The following is a 16,093-nucleotide window of genomic DNA, read 5'->3' as shown; positions in this document are numbered from 1 at the left end:
TCACATAAATGTATTTTTTGTTCTGGCACAATCGGCGCATACATTTTTTCTGATGGTGGGAATGATGATTAACCTGACGGCGTTAACGCATCCTGATGCGCTGTGCCTCAACGCACATTTCAGTAGCCGTGACGAAGCTATTCACGCGCTGGCTGAGCGGCTGGTCTCGCTTGGCAAAATTACCGACTCGCAGGCTTTCATTGAAGAAGTCTTTGCTCGCGAAAGCCTGGGGCCAACAGCGTTGGGCGAAGGGCTGGCCGTGCCTCACGGTAAAAGCTCAGCGGTGAAAGAAGCGGCCTTCGCGGTGGCAACATTGCGTGAGCCGCTATTGTGGCAAGGTATGGATGGCCCGGAACCGGTAGAGCTGATTTTTTTGCTGGCAATCCCTCCTGCAGAAGCAGGCAGTACGCATATGCAACTGTTGACGGCGCTAACCACCCGGCTGGCGGATGATGATTTACGGGCACGCGTGCAGGCGGCGTCCACGCCTCAGGCACTGCTTGCGGCACTGGATACAAAAGAGAATGCGCAGATAAATGCATTTTCGCAGGATGCCCCGACTATCGTCTGCGTTACCGCCTGCCCGGCCGGGATTGCCCACACCTATATGGCGGCGGAATATCTGGAAAAAGCGGGACGCAGGATGGGCATCAACGTGGTGGTGGAAAAGCAGGGGGCGAACGGCATTGAGGGGCGCCTCACGTCGCAACAACTGCAGGAGGCCAGAGCATGTATCTTTGCCGCAGAAGTGGCGATCAAAGAGAGTGAACGCTTTGTGGGGATCCCCACCGTTTCCGTACCCGTTGCGGAGCCACTACGCCATGCTGAAGCGTTAATCGAACGCGCGCTGGCGTTAAAGCCTGCCGAAGCTGCGCGGCATGCGCCCGTCGATACTGAAACAAAAAAGAGTGTCAAAACCGAGCTCAAGCAGGCGCTCCTGAGCGGCATCTCCTTTGCGGTGCCGTTGATTGTTGCTGGCGGTACGGTGCTGGCCGTGTCGGTATTGCTGGCGCAAATCCTGGGGCTGCAGCACTTGTTCGATCAGGAAAATTCGTGGCTGTGGATGTACCGCAAGCTTGGCGGCGGCATGCTTGGCATGCTGATGGTTCCCGTTCTGGCGGCGTATACCGCTTATTCACTGGCGGATAAACCGGCGCTGACGCCGGGTTTCGCTGCCGGTCTGGCTGCCAATATGATTGGTTCCGGTTTTCTGGGGGCCATCGCAGGCGGGCTGATTGCGGGCTACCTGATGCGCTGGGTGAAAAATCACATTCGCCTCAGTAGCCGCTTCAACGGCTTCTTAACCTTTTATCTTTATCCGGTTATTGGCGTACTGGGCGCAGGCAGCCTGATGCTGTTTGTGATCGGCGAACCGGTGGCCTGGATAAACAACGCGCTCACCGCCTGGCTCAATGGTCTTTCTGGCGCGAATGCGCTGCTCCTGGGCGCGATCCTTGGCTTTATGTGTTCGTTCGATTTGGGCGGGCCGGTCAACAAAGCCTCCTACGCGTTCTGCCTCGGGGCGATGGCCAACGGGGTGTATGGCCCCTATGCGATTTTCGCCTCCGTCAAGATGGTCTCGGCCTTTACCGTAACGGCGTCAACGATGCTGGCGCCGAGATTGTTTAAACCGTTTGAAATTGAAACCGGCAAATCAACGTGGCTGCTTGGCCTCGCGGGCATTACCGAAGGGGCGATACCGATGGCGATTGAAGATCCCCTCCGCGTCATTGGCTCATTTGTGCTGGGCTCCATGGTGACAGGGGCGATTGTTGGCGCGATGGGGATCGGCCTGTCCACGCCGGGCGCAGGCATTTTCTCGCTCTTTTTACTTCATGATGCAGGGCTGAGCGGTGTGGTTGCAGCGGCAGGCTGGTTTGGCGCGGCGCTGGTGGGGACCGCTATCTCCACATTTATTCTGCTGCTCTGGCGACGTCAGGCGGTCAAAACGGGCAAATACATCACTGAAGACGCCATACCGTAAAACGCACAACACAGGAAACGAAGATGAAAGCTGTATCTCGCGTTCATATCACGCCGCATATGCACTGGGACCGTGAGTGGTACTTCACCACCGAAGAGTCGCGTATTCTTCTGGTCAATAATATGGAAGAGATCCTGACCCGTCTGGAGCAGGACGAGGCCTATAAATATTACGTTCTCGACGGACAGACGGCAGTGCTGGAGGATTACTTTGCCGTCAAGCCCGAAAACCGCTCGCGGGTGAAGGCACTTGTCGAGCGCGGAAAACTGATTATCGGCCCGTGGTATACCCAGACCGATACCACGATCGTCAGCGGCGAGTCGATTGTCCGCAACCTGATGTACGGTATTCGCGACTGTATGGCGTTCGGCGAGCCGATGATGATCGGTTATCTGCCGGATTCGTTTGGGATGTCAGGCCAGCTTCCGCATATTTATAACGGCTTTGGCATTACCCGCACGATGTTCTGGCGCGGCTGTTCTGAACGACACGGTACCGATAAAACCGAATTTCTCTGGCAGAGCCAGGACGGCAGTGAAGTGACGGCACAGGTGTTGCCGCTGGGCTATGCGATTGGTAAGTACTTACCTGAGGATGAGGCCGGGCTACGAAAACGGCTCGACAGTTATTTCGAGGTCCTGGAAAACGCCTCTGTCACCAAAGAGATTTTGCTGCCCAACGGACACGACCAGATGCCGCTGCAGCAGAACCTTTTTGCGGTGATGGAGAAGCTTCGTGAAATCTATCCGCAACGTCAGTTTGTGATGAGCCGCTTCGAGGAGGTGTTTGACCATATTGAGGCGCGGCGCGATGAACTGGCGACGCTGAAAGGGGAGTTTATCGACGGGAAATACATGCGCGTGCACCGGACAATCGGCTCCACGCGCATGGATATTAAAATCGCCCATGCGCGTATCGAGAATAAAATCGTCAACGTGCTTGAGCCGCTGGCGACGCTTGCCTGGACTCTCGGCTTCGACTATCACCACGGTCTGCTGGAGAAAATGTGGAAAGAGATCCTCAAGAATCACGCCCACGACAGCATCGGCTGCTGCTGCAGCGACAAGGTGCATCGCGAGATTGTCTCCCGCTTTGAGCTGGCGGAGGACATGGCAGACAACCTGGTGCGCTTCTATATGCGCAAGATTGTCGACAACATGCCGCAATCCGACGCCGATAAGCTGGTGATGTTCAACCTGATGCCCTGGCCGCGTGAAGAGGTGATGAACACCACGATTCGGCTGCGCGCCAGCCAGTTTCGTCTGCGTGATGAGAAAGGCAACGAGATCCCGTATTTCATTCGCAGCGCACGCGAGCTCGACCCTGGCCTCATTGACCGGCAGATTGTCCATTACGGTAACTACGAACCGTTTATGGAGTTTGATATCCAGCTCAGCCAGATCCTGCCGTCGATGGGCTACCGTACGCTGTTTATAGAACCGCACGTAGCCGGAAAGGTGCTCTCTCCGGCGCAAAACACCGGTGCCTTACTGGAAAATGCCTTCTGGCAGATTGATATAAACGACGACGGTACGCTGCGTCTGCGCGACAAAGAAACCGGCCTGATTTACGACCGGGTACTGGAGATTGAAGAGAGTTCGGATGATGGCGATGAGTACGACTACTCGCCTTCACGGGAAGAGTGGAGACTCACTTCAGCACAGGGCAAGCATCAGGTTGACGTCATACACGAAGCCTGGCAGAGCAGGGCGGTGATCCGCCACCGTATTGCTGTACCGGCAAACCTCTCTGAACGCGCAGCACGTCAGCGAAAGGGTTCTCTTGAGGTGGCATTTGACATTACGCTCAGCCACAACAGCAGACGTATTGATGTGGCGGTGCGTCTGGATAACCAGGCGGATGACCACCGCGTTCGGGTGCTGATCCCCACACCGTTTACGACTCAGCACGTGCTCGCGGATACGCAGTTTGGCACCATTACTCGCCCCGTGCAGGACGCTGCGATGCAACGCTGGCAGGAAGAGGGCTGGAAAGAAGCGCCCGTTCCTGTCTGGAATTTGCTCAACTATGCCGTGCTGCAGGAAAAGCGAAACGGGCTTGCGCTGTTTACAGAAGGACTACGTGAATTTGAAGTGGTGGGCGATACCAAAAAAGCCTTTGCGCTGACTCTGCTGCGCGGCGTGGGGTTACTCGGAAAAGAAGATTTGCTGTTGCGCCCTGGCAGACCTTCGGGGATTAAGATGCCCGTCCCGGATTCCCAGATGCGTGGTCCGTTAACTTGCCGTTTTAGCCTGTTCAGTTTCAGTGGCACCCCTGAAAGCACGGGCGTCGCGCAGCAGGCTAAGGCGTGGTTAACGCCGGTGCAGTGCTATAACAAGATCCCCTGGGATGCGATGAAATTAAACCGTGCGTCGTTCACCACGCCGGAAAGTTACAGTCTGCTGGCGCTTTCCCCGACGGGATGCGTGCTCAGCGCGCTCAAAAAAGCGGAAGATCGGGATGAACTTATTCTTCGCCTGTTCAACCCTTCGGAGTCCAGCGTCTGCGAGACGACGTTATCCGTTAACCCGGCGTTGAAACGGTGCGGCGAAACGGACCTGAATGAACGGTTACGGGATGATCGTGAAGAGCAGGGGATTACCGGCACGTTCAGACCGGGGCAGTCACGAACCTTTAGCATTCTTCTTGCATGAAAAACGATAAAAGGCTGCCAAGTGCAGCCTTTTTTCATTAAATAGTCACGCTACGGTGTTAACTTATAGAGCGCGAAAAGTAAATTAAATGTAATTTCGAAGGGTTGCAGTCAAACTCTGGAAAAATAACCTGGCCCGACTACGCTTTAAGGATTGCCCCGCGTCGAAAAGGTGTTTTTCTTTTGCGTTAATTAAAATCACTTCTGTTTATATTTTTTCCCTTCTTCGATAACCAACCACAGCTTTGTATACACATATCGTTAACATGGTTTTCACCATTCTTACCGCGTTTAAACATGGTTAACATCGGTCGTTGTTTTTGATTTAAATCAAAGTTTAATCCTTGGAAAAAGGTGCTTAAAAGCGCTAAATTGTCCCCTATCAAAATGGTTGAAAAGTGGTAATTTTGCTATAAATTGATCGCCGTCGAAAAACGTAAATATGATTCAATAAAAACCTGTTTATTGTAAGGGTTTTGCAGCGTATTATATTTGCGGGACCAATTTGAGTTTTTTATTAACGTATTTGTAACCTTTCATCACTGCTTTTTCATTCTGTAGAGAATAGGCAACGAAGAAGGGGAGCAGATAACTTTGTATTGGGGCATGCGTGTGGATCCTTTTCCTGGGTTCACTCTCGGAGTCTTCATGCGATGAGCAAGGAGTCATAATGTTAGACGTAGTCGAACTGTCGCGCTTACAGTTTGCCTTGACCGCGATGTACCACTTCCTGTTTGTGCCGCTGACGCTCGGTATGGCGTTCCTGCTGGCCATCATGGAAACGGTATACGTTCTGTCCGGCAAACAGATTTATAAAGATATGACCAAGTTCTGGGGCAAGTTGTTTGGTATCAACTTCGCACTGGGCGTGGCTACCGGTTTGACCATGGAGTTCCAGTTCGGGACTAACTGGTCATATTATTCCCACTATGTAGGGGATATCTTCGGTGCGCCGCTGGCCATTGAAGGTCTGATGGCCTTCTTCCTCGAATCCACCTTTGTAGGTCTGTTCTTCTTCGGCTGGGACCGTCTGGGCAAAGTCCAGCATATGGCGGTGACATGGCTGGTGGCATTAGGGTCTAACCTGTCCGCGCTGTGGATCCTGGTGGCAAACGGCTGGATGCAGAACCCGATTGCGTCTGATTTCAACTTCGAAACCATGCGTATGGAGATGGTCAGCTTTGCCGAGCTGGTCCTGAACCCGGTTGCTCAGGTTAAATTCGTCCACACCGTGGCCTCTGGCTATGTGTGCGGCGCGATGTTCATTCTGGGCATCAGCTCCTACTATATGCTGCGTGGTCGTGACTTCGCCTTCGCTAAACGTTCCTTTGCTATCGCTGCAAGCTTCGGTATGGCTGCCATCCTCTCCGTTATCGTGCTGGGTGATGAATCCGGTTATGAAATGGGTGACGTACAGAAAACCAAGCTCGCCGCAATCGAAGCTGAATGGGAAACCCAACCGGCCCCGGCTGCCTTTACCCTGTTCGGTATTCCGGACCAGGACGCCCAGGAAAACCGCTTCGCCATTCAAATTCCTTATGCGCTGGGTATCATCGCCACCCGTTCTGTTGACAAACAGGTGACGGGTCTGAAAGAGCTGATGGAGCAGCACGAAGGCCGTATCCGTAACGGTATGAAAGCCTACGCTCTGCTGGAACAGCTGCGTGCCGGTTCTACCGACCAGGCCGTTCGTGACCAGTTCAACGACGTGAAGAAAGATCTGGGCTACGGTCTGCTGCTGAAACGCTATACCCCGAACGTCTCCGACGCGACGGAAGCGCAGATCCAGATGGCAACCAAAGACTCTATTCCACGCGTAGCGCCACTCTACTTTGCATTCCGCATCATGGTAGGCTGCGGCATCATCATGCTGCTGATCATTGCGGCGTCCTTCTGGTCTGTGATTCGTAACCGCATCGGCGAGAAAAAATGGCTGCTGCGTACGGCGCTGTATGCTATCCCGCTGCCGTGGATCGCAATTGAGTCCGGCTGGTTTGTTGCGGAGTATGGACGTCAGCCATGGGCGATTGGTGAGGTGCTGCCAACGGCGGTGGCCAACTCCTCGCTGACAGCAGGCGATCTGATCTTCTCAATGCTGCTGATCTGTGGTCTCTACACCCTGTTCCTGGTGGCTGAACTGTTCCTGATGTTCAAGTTCGCGCGCCTTGGCCCAAGCAGCCTGAAAACCGGTCGCTATCACTACGAGCAGTCCGGTGTGACTACTCAGCCGGCACGCTAAGACAGGAGTCATCAAATGATCGATTATGAAGTATTGCGTTTTATCTGGTGGCTGTTGATCGGTGTTCTGCTGATCGGTTTTGCTGTCACGGATGGTTTCGACATGGGGGTGGGGATGCTCACCCGTTTCCTCGGTCGTAATGACACCGAGCGTCGAATCATGATCAACTCCATCGCCCCGCACTGGGACGGTAACCAGGTGTGGCTGATCACCGCAGGCGGCGCGCTGTTCGCTGCCTGGCCGATGGTTTACGCGGCTGCGTTCTCCGGTTTCTACGTGGCGATGATTCTGGTTCTGGCGTCTTTATTCTTCCGTCCGGTCGGTTTTGACTACCGTTCCAAGATTGAAGACACCCGCTGGCGTAACATGTGGGACTGGGGCATCTTCATTGGTAGCTTCGTTCCACCGCTGGTGATTGGTGTGGCATTCGGTAACCTGCTGCAGGGTGTACCGTTCCACATGGACGAGTACATGCGTCTTTACTACACCGGTAACTTCTTCCAGCTGCTGAATCCGTTTGGTCTGCTGGCAGGCGTAGTCAGTGTGGCGATGATCATCACCCAGGGCGCAACCTATCTGCAGATGCGTACTGTTGGTGAGCTGCATCTGCGTTCTCGTGCAACGGCTCAGGTTGCTGCCCTGATCACACTGGTCTGCTTCGCGCTGGCAGGTGTTTGGGTGGTCTACGGTATTGATGGTTACGTGGTGACGTCTGCGATTAACCACGTCGCGCCGTCTAACCCGCTGACCAAAGAAGTGGCGCGTGAGGCCGGTGCATGGCTGGTGAACTTCAACGCGATGCCTGTGCTGTGGGCTATTCCGGCGTTGGGTGTGTTGCTGCCGCTGCTGACGGTTCTGACGTCTCGTCTGGAAAAAGGCGCTCTGGCGTTCGTGTTCTCATCACTGACGCTGGCGTGCATCATCCTGACTGCAGGTATCGCTATGTTCCCATTCGTGATGCCATCCAGCACCATGCTGAATGCTAGCCTGACCATGTGGGATGCAACCTCCAGTCATATGACGCTGAACTTAATGACTTATGTTGCTTGCGTGTTCGTTCCGATTGTTCTGGCCTACACCATCTGGTGTTACTGGAAAATGTTCGGTCGTATCACTAAAGAACATATCGAAAGCAACACCCACTCTATGTACTAAGTAAGGAGCTGAATATGTGGTATTTCGCATGGATTTTAGGGACGCTTCTTGCCTGTGCTTTTGGTGTCATCACTGCCCTGGCGCTTGAGCACGTTGAAGCGACCAAAGCGGGTGAAGAAAAACACTAATGAAGATTATCGCAACGTTATATGCGGTAATGGATAAGCGCCCGTTACGGGCGCTTTCTTTAGTGATGGCATTACTGCTGGCAGGGTGTATCTTCTGGGACCCTTCGCGTTTTGCAGCGAAGACCAGCGAGCTTGAGATCTGGCACGGCTTTCTCATTATGTGGGCGGTGTGCGCAGGTGTGATCCACGGCGTAGGCTTTCGTCCGAAAGCGATTCACTGGCAGGGCATTTTCTGCCCGCTTATCGCCGATATCGTGCTGCTTGCTGGATTGATTTTCTTCTTCTTCTGAATAAGAAATGTCCGTTAACCATATGGGCTTACCCGAGCCCATAAAAATTTACTCTCCGTTTACTTTCTCCCATTCCAAACCATCATTCCCGCGCGTATAGTAGCGAAGTTTAAAGCATAAACTTTTGTTGCATTACCGGGATGTAAAGTGAATACAACGCTGTTTCGATGGCCGGTTCGTGTCTATTACGAAGATACCGATGCCGGTGGTGTGGTTTACCACGCCAGCTACGTTGCTTTTTATGAACGGGCACGCACAGAGATGCTGCGCCATCATCACTTTAGTCAACAGGTACTGTTGGCTGAGCGAGTTGCCTTTGTGGTACGCAAGATGACGCTTGAGTATTTTGCGCCTGCCAGACTCGACGATATGCTCGAAGTCCAAACTGAAATTACATCAATGCGCGGAACCTCGCTGGTTTTCACGCAGCGGATAGTCAATGCAGAGAACACCGTACTGAACTCAGCTGAAGTACTGATTGTCTGTGTTGATCCAACCATAATGAAGCCTCGTGCGCTTCCTAAGTCTATTGTCGCGGAGTTTAAGCAGTGACTGACATGAATATCCTTGATTTGTTCCTGAAGGCAAGCCTTCTGGTTAAACTTATCATGCTGATTTTGATTGGTTTTTCAATCGCATCCTGGGCCATCATCATCCAGAGAACGCGTATTCTCAATGCGGCTGGCCGTGAAGCGGAAGCGTTTGAAGATAAGTTCTGGTCGGGTATCGAACTGTCCCGTCTGTATCAGGAAAGTCAGGGTCGTCGCGACAGTCTCGCTGGCTCCGAACAAATTTTCTACAGCGGATTCAAAGAGTTTGCCCGTCTGCACCGTGCGAACAGCCACGCGCCTGAAGCGGTGGTGGAAGGAGCCTCGCGTGCGATGCGTATCTCCATGAACCGCGAGCTGGAAAATCTTGAAACGCACATTCCTTTCCTGGGAACGGTGGGTTCCATCAGCCCGTATATCGGCCTGTTTGGTACGGTGTGGGGGATCATGCACGCCTTTATCGCGCTGGGCGCAGTGAAGCAGGCGACGTTGCAGATGGTTGCACCGGGTATTGCAGAAGCACTGATTGCAACCGCTATCGGTCTGTTTGCGGCAATCCCGGCGGTTATGGCTTACAACCGTCTGAACCAGCGCGTGAATAAACTGGAACTGAACTACGACAACTTCATGGAAGAGTTCACCGCGATTCTGCACCGTCAGGCGTTTACCAGCACCGAGAGCAACAAGGGGTAAACCATGGCCAGATCGCGTGGACGAGGTCGTCGCGAGCTCAAGTCCGAAATCAATATCGTTCCGCTGCTGGACGTACTGCTGGTGTTGCTGCTGATCTTTATGGCGACAGCGCCCATCATTACCCAGAGCGTGGAAGTTGATCTGCCGGATGCGACAGAATCACAGGCGGTAAGCACCAATGACGATCCTCCGGTCATCATTGAGGTTTCCGGCGTAGGGCAATACAGCGTCGTGGTAGAGAAAGATCGTATGGATCAGCTACCGCCGGAGCAGGTGATTGCTGAAGCGCAACGACGCCTGGAGTCAAATCCGAAAACGGTCTTCTTAATCGGTGGTGCGAAAGACGTGCCTTACGATGAAATTATTAAAGCGCTGAACTTGCTACATAGTGCGGGTGTTAAGTCTGTCGGCTTAATGACTCAGCCTATTTGATCATCCGCGTAGTTTTTGGGAACCGATAGTGTCAAAGGCAACCGAACAGAACGACAAGCTTAAGCGAGCGATAATCGTCTCCGCAGTGCTGCATGTGATCCTTTTTGCAGGGCTGATCTGGAGTTCGTTCGACGAGCATATTGATGCATCAGCGGGCGGCGGTGGCGGTTCTTCTATCGACGCCGTCATGGTGGATCCCGGTGCGGTCGTGCAGAACTATAACCGTCAGCAACAGCAGCAGGCGAGTGCAAAACGGGCTGAAGAGCAGCGAGAAAAACAGGCGCAACAGCAAGCGGAGGAACTGCGTGAAAAGCAGGCCGCCGAGCAGGAACGTCTGAAGCAGCTTGAGAAAGAACGTTTGCAGGCGCAGGAAGCCGCGAAAGAGCAGGCAGAACAGCAGAAGCAAGCCGAAGAGGCCGCGAAGAAAGCCCAGGAACAGCAAAAGCAGGCGGAAGAGGCGGCAGCTAAAGCCGCAGCGGATGCCAAAGCACAGGCTGATGCCCAGGCGAAATTAGCGGCAGAAGCGGCGAAGAAAGCCGCTGCCGACGCCCAGAAGAAAGCGGAAGCGGAAGCCGCGAAGAAAGCCGCCGCTGATGCTCAGAAGAAAGCGGAAGCAGAAGCCGCGAAAAAAGCCGCTGCTGATGCTCAGAAGAAAGCTGAAGCCGAAGCTGCAAAAAAAGCTGCTCAGGAAGCCGAGAAGAAAGCGGCTGCCGAGGCTGCGAAGAAAGCCGCCGCTGCCGAGAAAGCTGCCGCAGAAAAAGCCGCCGCTGCTGAAAAAGCGGCTGCGGAGAAGAAAGCTGCCGACAAAAAAGCTGCAGCTGAGAAGGCTGCTGCCGATAAAAAAGCGGCTGCTGAAAAAGCTGCAGCGAAAAAGGCTGCTGCAGAAAAAGCCGCTGCCGCTGCGGGCGTTGACGATCTGCTGGGCGATCTCAGTTCCGGTAAGAATGCGCCGAAAACAGGCGGTGGGGCGAAAGGAAACAACGCAGCACCGACAGGAAGTGGTAACACTAAGAGCAACGGTGCGACAGGGGCTGAAATCAATGGCTATGCTGCGCAGATTAAATCCGCTATCGAAAGCCGATTCTATGATGCGTCTTCCTATACCGGTAAAACGTGTACGCTGCGTATAAAACTGGCGCCGGACGGCATGCTTCTTGATATTAAGTCTGAAGGTGGGGATCCCGCTTTGTGTACTGCAGCTCAGGCTGCAGCACGTCAGGCGAAGATGCCTAAACCACCGTCTCAGGCAGTCTACGAAGTCTTTAAAAATGCACCGCTGGACTTCAAACCTTAAGTTACATTTTCCCCGTGCAAACGGGGAAAAATAGACCAGGTTTAGTCACAGGGTTTAGTAGTTTTGTCTATTTGGGTTTGTTAACATTCTGCTAAATTATCGTGGGTAAGGTTACCCAGATAAGGGAGATATGATGAAGCAGGCATTACGTGTAGCATTTAGTTTCTTAATGCTGTGGGCAGCTGTACTGCACGCAGAAGTACGTATCGAGATCACCCAGGGGGTGGACTCGGCACGCCCAATCGGTGTAGTTCCATTCCAGTGGGCTGGCCCTGGTGCGGCGCCTGAAGATGCCGGCGGCATCGTGGCAGCTGACCTGCGTAACAGCGGTAAATTCAACCCGTTAGATCGTTCTCGTCTGCCTCAGCAGCCGGGTAGCGCGCAGGAAGTTCAACCTGCCGCATGGTCTGCACTGGGCATTGATGCCGTGGTTGTGGGTCAGGTTACCCCTAACCCGGACGGCTCTTACAACGTGGCCTGGCAGCTGGTGGATACCGGCGGTGCACCGGGTACCGTTCTGGCTCAGAACTCTTACAAGGTCACTAAACAGTACCTGCGCTATGCGGCTCACGCTGCCAGCGATGCGGTATTCGAAAAACTGACCGGTATTAAAGGTGCGTTCCGTACCCGTATCGCCTATGTGGTACAGACCAACGGCGGCCAGTTCCCGTATGAGCTGCGCGTCTCTGACTACGACGGTTACAACCAGTTCCTGGTGAAACGCTCTTCTCAGCCGCTGATGTCTCCAGCCTGGTCTCCGGACGGGTCTAAACTGGCTTACGTGACCTTCGAAAGCGGTCGTTCTGCGCTGGTTATTCAGACGCTGGCTAACGGTGCTGTTCGTCAGGTGGCGTCGTTCCCACGTCACAACGGTGCGCCTTCGTTCTCGCCGGACGGCTCTAAGCTGGCCTTTGCGCTGTCCAAAACCGGTAGCCTGAACCTGTACGTGATGGACATTGGTTCTGGTCAGATCCGTCAGGTGACGGATGGTCGCAGCAACAACACGGAACCATCATGGTTCCCGGACAGCCAGAACCTGGCGTTTACCTCTGACCAGGCAGGCCGTCCACAAATCTATAAAGTGAACATCAACGGCGGGGCTCCGCAGCGTATCACCTGGGAAGGCTCTCAGAACCAGAACGCAGATGTGAGCAGCGACGGTAAATTTATGGTAATGGTCAGCTCCAACGGTGGGCAGCAGCACATTGCCAAACAAGATCTGGTAGCGGGTGGCGTCCAAGTTCTGTCGTCAACGTTCCTGGATGAAACGCCAAGTCTGGCACCTAACGGCACTATGGTAATCTACAGCTCTTCTCAGGGGATGGGATCTGTGCTGAATCTGGTTTCTACAGATGGGCGTTTCAAAGCGCGTATTCCGGCAACTGATGGACAGGTAAAATCCCCTGCCTGGTCGCCGTATCTGTAAATAATAATTAATTGATTACTAAAGGAATCATAGAAATGCAACTGAACAAAGTGCTGAAGGGGCTGATGATCGCTCTGCCTGTAATGGCAATCGCAGCGTGTTCTTCTAACAAGAACGCCAGCAATGACCAGAGCGGCGAAGGCATGATGGGTGCCGGCACCGGTATGGACGCGAACGGCAATGGCAACATGTCCTCTGAAGAGCAAGCGCGTCTTCAGATGCAGCAGCTGCAGCAGAACAACATCGTTTACTTCGATCTGGATAAATACGACATCCGTTCTGACTTCGCTGCGATGCTGGATGCTCACGCTAACTTCCTGCGTAGCAACCCGTCTTACAAAGTCACCGTAGAAGGTCACGCGGACGAACGTGGTACTCCAGAGTACAACATCTCCCTGGGTGAACGTCGTGCTAACGCTGTTAAAATGTACCTGCAGGGTAAAGGCGTTTCTGCTGACCAGATCTCCATCGTTTCTTACGGTAAAGAAAAACCTGCAGTACTGGGTCATGACGAAGCGGCGTACGCCAAAAACCGTCGTGCCGTACTGGTTTACTAAGAGAATTGCATGAGCAGTAACTTCAGACATCATCTGTTGAGTCTGTCGTTACTGGTTGGAATAGCGGCCCCCTGGGCCGCTTTTGCTCAGGCACCAATCAGTAGTGTCGGCTCAGGCTCGGTGGAAGACCGGGTCACTCAACTCGAGCGTATCTCTAACGCTCACAGTCAGCTTTTAACCCAACTCCAGCAACAACTTTCCGATAACCAAACTGATATCGACTCCCTCCGTGGTCAGATTCAGGAGAGCCAGTATCAGCTTAACCAGGTTGTGGAACGTCAAAAGCAGATCTTGCTGCAGATTGATAGCCTGAGCAGCGGGGGGGCAGCAGCGCAACCAGCAGCGGGCGATCAAAGCGGAGCGGCCACAGACGCGCCAGCGCCTTCAGCCGATGCCTCTGCTGCGACAGGGGCGCCTGTGCAGAGTGGTGACGCGAACACGGATTACAACGCGGCCATTGCACTGGTACAGGATAAATCGCGCCAGGATGATGCTATCGTTGCGTTTCAGAACTTCGTTAAGAAGTACCCGGATTCCACTTACCAGCCAAACGCAAATTACTGGCTGGGTCAGTTGAATTACAACAAGGGTAAAAAAGACGATGCGGCGTTTTATTTCGCTTCTGTGGTGAAAAATTACCCCAAATCGCCAAAAGCGCCTGATGCGATGTTTAAGGTCGGCGTGATCATGCAGGACAAAGGTGACACTGCGAAAGCCAAAGCGGTTTATCAGCAGGTGGTTGCAAAATTCCCGGGCACGGAAGGGGCCAAACAGGCGCAAAAACGTCTGAGTTCGATGGGATGATTATCGCATGACCAGAAATCGCGTTATTTCTGGTCGTGCAGCATGATTACTAAGCAGTTAAGTGATCTTCATCGAAATTTTTGTTGCGCAGAATTCTTAAATCAGTAATATATGCCGCCGTTGCCACGGGATATCAAACAACGTGAAAGCAGCGTAAAAGTGGGTCGTTAGCTCAGTTGGTAGAGCAGTTGACTTTTAATCAATTGGTCGCAGGTTCGAATCCTGCACGACCCACCACTTAAAGCAGTTCCGGCAGTACAGAGTGGGTGATTAGCTCAGTTGGTAGAGCATCTCCTTTACACGGAGGGGGTCGGCGGTTCGAGCCCGTCATCACCCACCACTCGGGTCGTTAGCTCAGTTGGTAGAGCAGTTGACTTTTAATCAATTGGTCGCAGGTTCGAATCCTGCACGACCCACCACTTCAAACGTGGAACCGAGTAAAATCTTCGAAGTCAGCACCCGAATGGGTCGTTAGCTCAGTTGGTAGAGCAGTTGACTTTTAATCAATTGGTCGCAGGTTCGAATCCTGCACGACCCACCACTTCGAAGAAAAATCCCGCAAGGGGTCGTTAGCTCAGTTGGTAGAGCAGTTGACTTTTAATCAATTGGTCGCAGGTTCGAATCCTGCACGACCCACCAATGTTAAAAAGCGCCCTAAAGGCGCTTTTTTGCTATCTGCGATACAACAAATGCTCCGCACATCTATTCCCGGTGACTTTTCACTCCAGATTCGCTATCTTGTTTAGTATACAAAACACAATTGCCCTGCGTTTTGCTATGTCAGGCAAAAGAAAGGCAATATTGTTAAGCCAGTAAAACGAGAAGCCATAATGAGCGTGATGTTTGATCCTGAAGCCGCAATCTATCCCTTCCCGCCGAAGCCTGTTCCGCTGAGCATGGATGAAAAGCAGTTCTACCGTGAGAAAATCAAGCGTCTTCTCAAAGAGCGAGATGCCGTGATGGTGGCACATTACTACACCGACCCGGAAATCCAGCAGTTGGCGGAAGAGACCGGAGGCTGTATTTCTGACTCTCTGGAGATGGCGCGCTTTGGTGCAAAACATCCTGCTTCCACGCTACTGGTTGCGGGGGTGCGTTTTATGGGGGAAACGGCAAAAATCCTTAGCCCTGAAAAAACCATCCTGATGCCAACGCTGAACGCGGAGTGTTCACTGGATCTCGGCTGTCCGATTGACGAATTCTCGGCCTTCTGCGATGCCCATCCTGACCGGACCGTGGTGGTGTACGCCAATACGTCCGCTGCAGTGAAAGCGCGCGCAGACTGGGTTGTTACGTCGAGCATCGCCGTTGAACTGATTGAGCACCTGGACAGCCTGGGTGAGAAGATTATCTGGGCACCCGACCGCCATCTGGGAAGCTACGTCCAGAAGCAGACCGGGGCAGACGTGCTCTGCTGGCAGGGCGCCTGCATCGTTCATGACGAGTTCAAGACGCAGGCACTGTCCCGCATGAAGGCGCTTTACCCTGATGCCGCTATTCTTGTTCATCCTGAATCACCGCAGTCGATTGTCGACATGGCCAATGCCGTGGGTTCAACCAGCCAGCTTATTAATGCTGCCAGAACGTTGCCGCATAAGCAGCTTATCGTGGCGACCGATCGCGGTATCTTCTACAAGATGCAGAAGGCCGTGCCGGAGAAAGAGCTCCTCGAAGCGCCAACCGCAGGCGAGGGGGCCACGTGCCGCAGCTGTGCGCACTGCCCGTGGATGGCGATGAACGGCCTGAAAGCGATTGCCGAAGGGTTAGAAACCGGCGGTGCGTCGCATGAAATCCATGTGGATGCCGCTCTGCGTGAAGGCGCGTTAGTTCCACTTAACCGCATGCTGGATTTTGCGGCTACACTACGTACTTAATTCACTACGTCCCGGG

General features: G+C 53.4%; 14 protein-coding genes and 5 tRNA genes. All 19 read left to right on the top strand.

Annotated elements, in window-relative coordinates; translation table 11 throughout:
- Positions 1-67 precede the first annotated feature (67 nt).
- A complete protein-coding gene (mngA, locus tag ACOTX3_RS06380; RefSeq protein WP_058679347.1) occupies positions 68-1,984 on the top strand; it encodes a PTS 2-O-a-mannosyl-D-glycerate transporter subunit IIABC in 1,917 nt (638 codons plus the stop codon).
- Positions 1,985-2,007: 23 nt separating this feature from the next.
- Entirely contained in the window at positions 2,008-4,638 is a 2,631-nt protein-coding gene (gene mngB, locus ACOTX3_RS06375) for a mannosylglycerate hydrolase (RefSeq protein WP_058679325.1), read from the top strand.
- 669 nt (positions 4,639-5,307) lie between these two features.
- On the top strand, positions 5,308-6,876 hold the full coding sequence (gene cydA, locus ACOTX3_RS06370; protein ID WP_013097536.1) for a cytochrome ubiquinol oxidase subunit I: 1,569 nt from the start codon (positions 5,308-5,310) through the stop codon (positions 6,874-6,876).
- A gap of 15 nt (positions 6,877-6,891) precedes the next feature.
- Positions 6,892-8,031 (top strand): cytochrome d ubiquinol oxidase subunit II, encoded by a 1,140-nt coding sequence (gene cydB / locus ACOTX3_RS06365; RefSeq protein ID WP_013097535.1) that lies wholly within the window; start codon positions 6,892-6,894, stop codon positions 8,029-8,031.
- Between the two features lie 14 nt (positions 8,032-8,045).
- Positions 8,046-8,159, top strand: a complete 114-nt coding sequence (gene cydX / locus ACOTX3_RS06360) for a cytochrome bd-I oxidase subunit CydX (protein ID WP_003858598.1) — start codon at positions 8,046-8,048, stop codon at positions 8,157-8,159.
- Positions 8,159-8,449 carry a cyd operon protein YbgE gene (ybgE, locus tag ACOTX3_RS06355; protein ID WP_013097534.1) on the top strand — a complete coding sequence of 97 codons (291 nt, stop codon included), beginning with the start codon at positions 8,159-8,161 and terminating at the stop codon, positions 8,447-8,449. The genes cydX and ybgE overlap by 1 nt, the downstream gene beginning before the upstream one ends.
- A gap of 147 nt (positions 8,450-8,596) precedes the next feature.
- The gene (gene ybgC / locus ACOTX3_RS06350; protein WP_003858593.1) at positions 8,597-9,001 is read left to right on the top strand and encodes a tol-pal system-associated acyl-CoA thioesterase; all 405 of its coding nucleotides are present in this window, start codon (positions 8,597-8,599) and stop codon (positions 8,999-9,001) included.
- A complete protein-coding gene (gene tolQ, locus ACOTX3_RS06345) occupies positions 8,998-9,690 on the top strand; it encodes a Tol-Pal system protein TolQ (RefSeq protein ID WP_013097532.1) in 693 nt (230 codons plus the stop codon). The genes ybgC and tolQ overlap by 4 nt, the downstream gene beginning before the upstream one ends.
- Positions 9,691-9,693: 3 nt before the next feature.
- Complete coding sequence (tolR, locus tag ACOTX3_RS06340) at positions 9,694-10,122, top strand: colicin uptake protein TolR (protein ID WP_003858589.1); 429 nt, start codon at positions 9,694-9,696, stop codon at positions 10,120-10,122.
- 28 nt (positions 10,123-10,150) lie between these two features.
- Positions 10,151-11,416, top strand: coding sequence for a cell envelope integrity protein TolA (gene tolA / locus ACOTX3_RS06335; protein WP_095427304.1), 1,266 nt, complete (start codon positions 10,151-10,153; stop codon positions 11,414-11,416).
- Between the two features lie 133 nt (positions 11,417-11,549).
- Positions 11,550-12,842, top strand: a complete 1,293-nt coding sequence (tolB, locus tag ACOTX3_RS06330) for a Tol-Pal system beta propeller repeat protein TolB (RefSeq protein WP_013097529.1) — start codon at positions 11,550-11,552, stop codon at positions 12,840-12,842.
- Positions 12,843-12,877: 35 nt separating this feature from the next.
- On the top strand, positions 12,878-13,399 hold the full coding sequence (gene pal, locus ACOTX3_RS06325; protein ID WP_006177214.1) for a peptidoglycan-associated lipoprotein Pal: 522 nt from the start codon (positions 12,878-12,880) through the stop codon (positions 13,397-13,399).
- Between the two features lie 9 nt (positions 13,400-13,408).
- Positions 13,409-14,203: a cell division protein CpoB gene (gene cpoB / locus ACOTX3_RS06320; RefSeq protein WP_013097528.1), complete on the top strand. Its 795-nt coding sequence runs from the start codon at positions 13,409-13,411 to the stop codon at positions 14,201-14,203.
- Between the two features lie 161 nt (positions 14,204-14,364).
- A tRNA-Lys gene (locus ACOTX3_RS06315) sits at positions 14,365-14,440 on the top strand.
- Positions 14,441-14,467: 27 nt separating this feature from the next.
- Positions 14,468-14,543 (top strand) — tRNA-Val (locus ACOTX3_RS06310).
- 3 nt (positions 14,544-14,546) lie between these two features.
- Positions 14,547-14,622: transfer RNA gene (locus tag ACOTX3_RS06305), tRNA-Lys, on the top strand.
- A gap of 46 nt (positions 14,623-14,668) precedes the next feature.
- Positions 14,669-14,744: transfer RNA gene (locus tag ACOTX3_RS06300), tRNA-Lys, on the top strand.
- A gap of 22 nt (positions 14,745-14,766) precedes the next feature.
- A tRNA-Lys gene (locus ACOTX3_RS06295) sits at positions 14,767-14,842 on the top strand.
- A 191-nt stretch (positions 14,843-15,033) separates the two neighbouring features.
- A complete protein-coding gene (nadA, locus tag ACOTX3_RS06290) occupies positions 15,034-16,077 on the top strand; it encodes a quinolinate synthase NadA (RefSeq protein WP_058679323.1) in 1,044 nt (347 codons plus the stop codon).
- Positions 16,078-16,093 lie beyond the last annotated feature (16 nt).

The sequence above is a fragment of the Enterobacter cloacae complex sp. IR5384 genome, assembly GCF_049237265.1.
In the GTDB taxonomy this organism is placed as follows: Bacteria; Pseudomonadota; Gammaproteobacteria; order Enterobacterales; family Enterobacteriaceae; genus Enterobacter; species Enterobacter cloacae.
The sequence above is the reverse complement of the archived record's forward strand: the minus strand, read 5'-3'. Positions and strand labels throughout refer to the sequence as shown.

Coding starts and splice junctions, on each gene's coding strand:
- cpoB (WP_013097528.1), top strand. CDS start 13,409: ATGAGCAGTAACTTCAGACATCATCTGTTGAGTCTGTCGTTACTGGTT.
- pal (WP_006177214.1), top strand. CDS start 12,878: ATGCAACTGAACAAAGTGCTGAAGGGGCTGATGATCGCTCTGCCTGTA.
- cydA (WP_013097536.1), top strand. CDS start 5,308: ATGTTAGACGTAGTCGAACTGTCGCGCTTACAGTTTGCCTTGACCGCG.
- tolR (WP_003858589.1), top strand. CDS start 9,694: ATGGCCAGATCGCGTGGACGAGGTCGTCGCGAGCTCAAGTCCGAAATC.
- ybgE (WP_013097534.1), top strand. CDS start 8,159: ATGAAGATTATCGCAACGTTATATGCGGTAATGGATAAGCGCCCGTTA.
- nadA (WP_058679323.1), top strand. CDS start 15,034: ATGAGCGTGATGTTTGATCCTGAAGCCGCAATCTATCCCTTCCCGCCG.
- tolB (WP_013097529.1), top strand. CDS start 11,550: ATGAAGCAGGCATTACGTGTAGCATTTAGTTTCTTAATGCTGTGGGCA.
- cydX (WP_003858598.1), top strand. CDS start 8,046: ATGTGGTATTTCGCATGGATTTTAGGGACGCTTCTTGCCTGTGCTTTT.
- cydB (WP_013097535.1), top strand. CDS start 6,892: ATGATCGATTATGAAGTATTGCGTTTTATCTGGTGGCTGTTGATCGGT.
- mngB (WP_058679325.1), top strand. CDS start 2,008: ATGAAAGCTGTATCTCGCGTTCATATCACGCCGCATATGCACTGGGAC.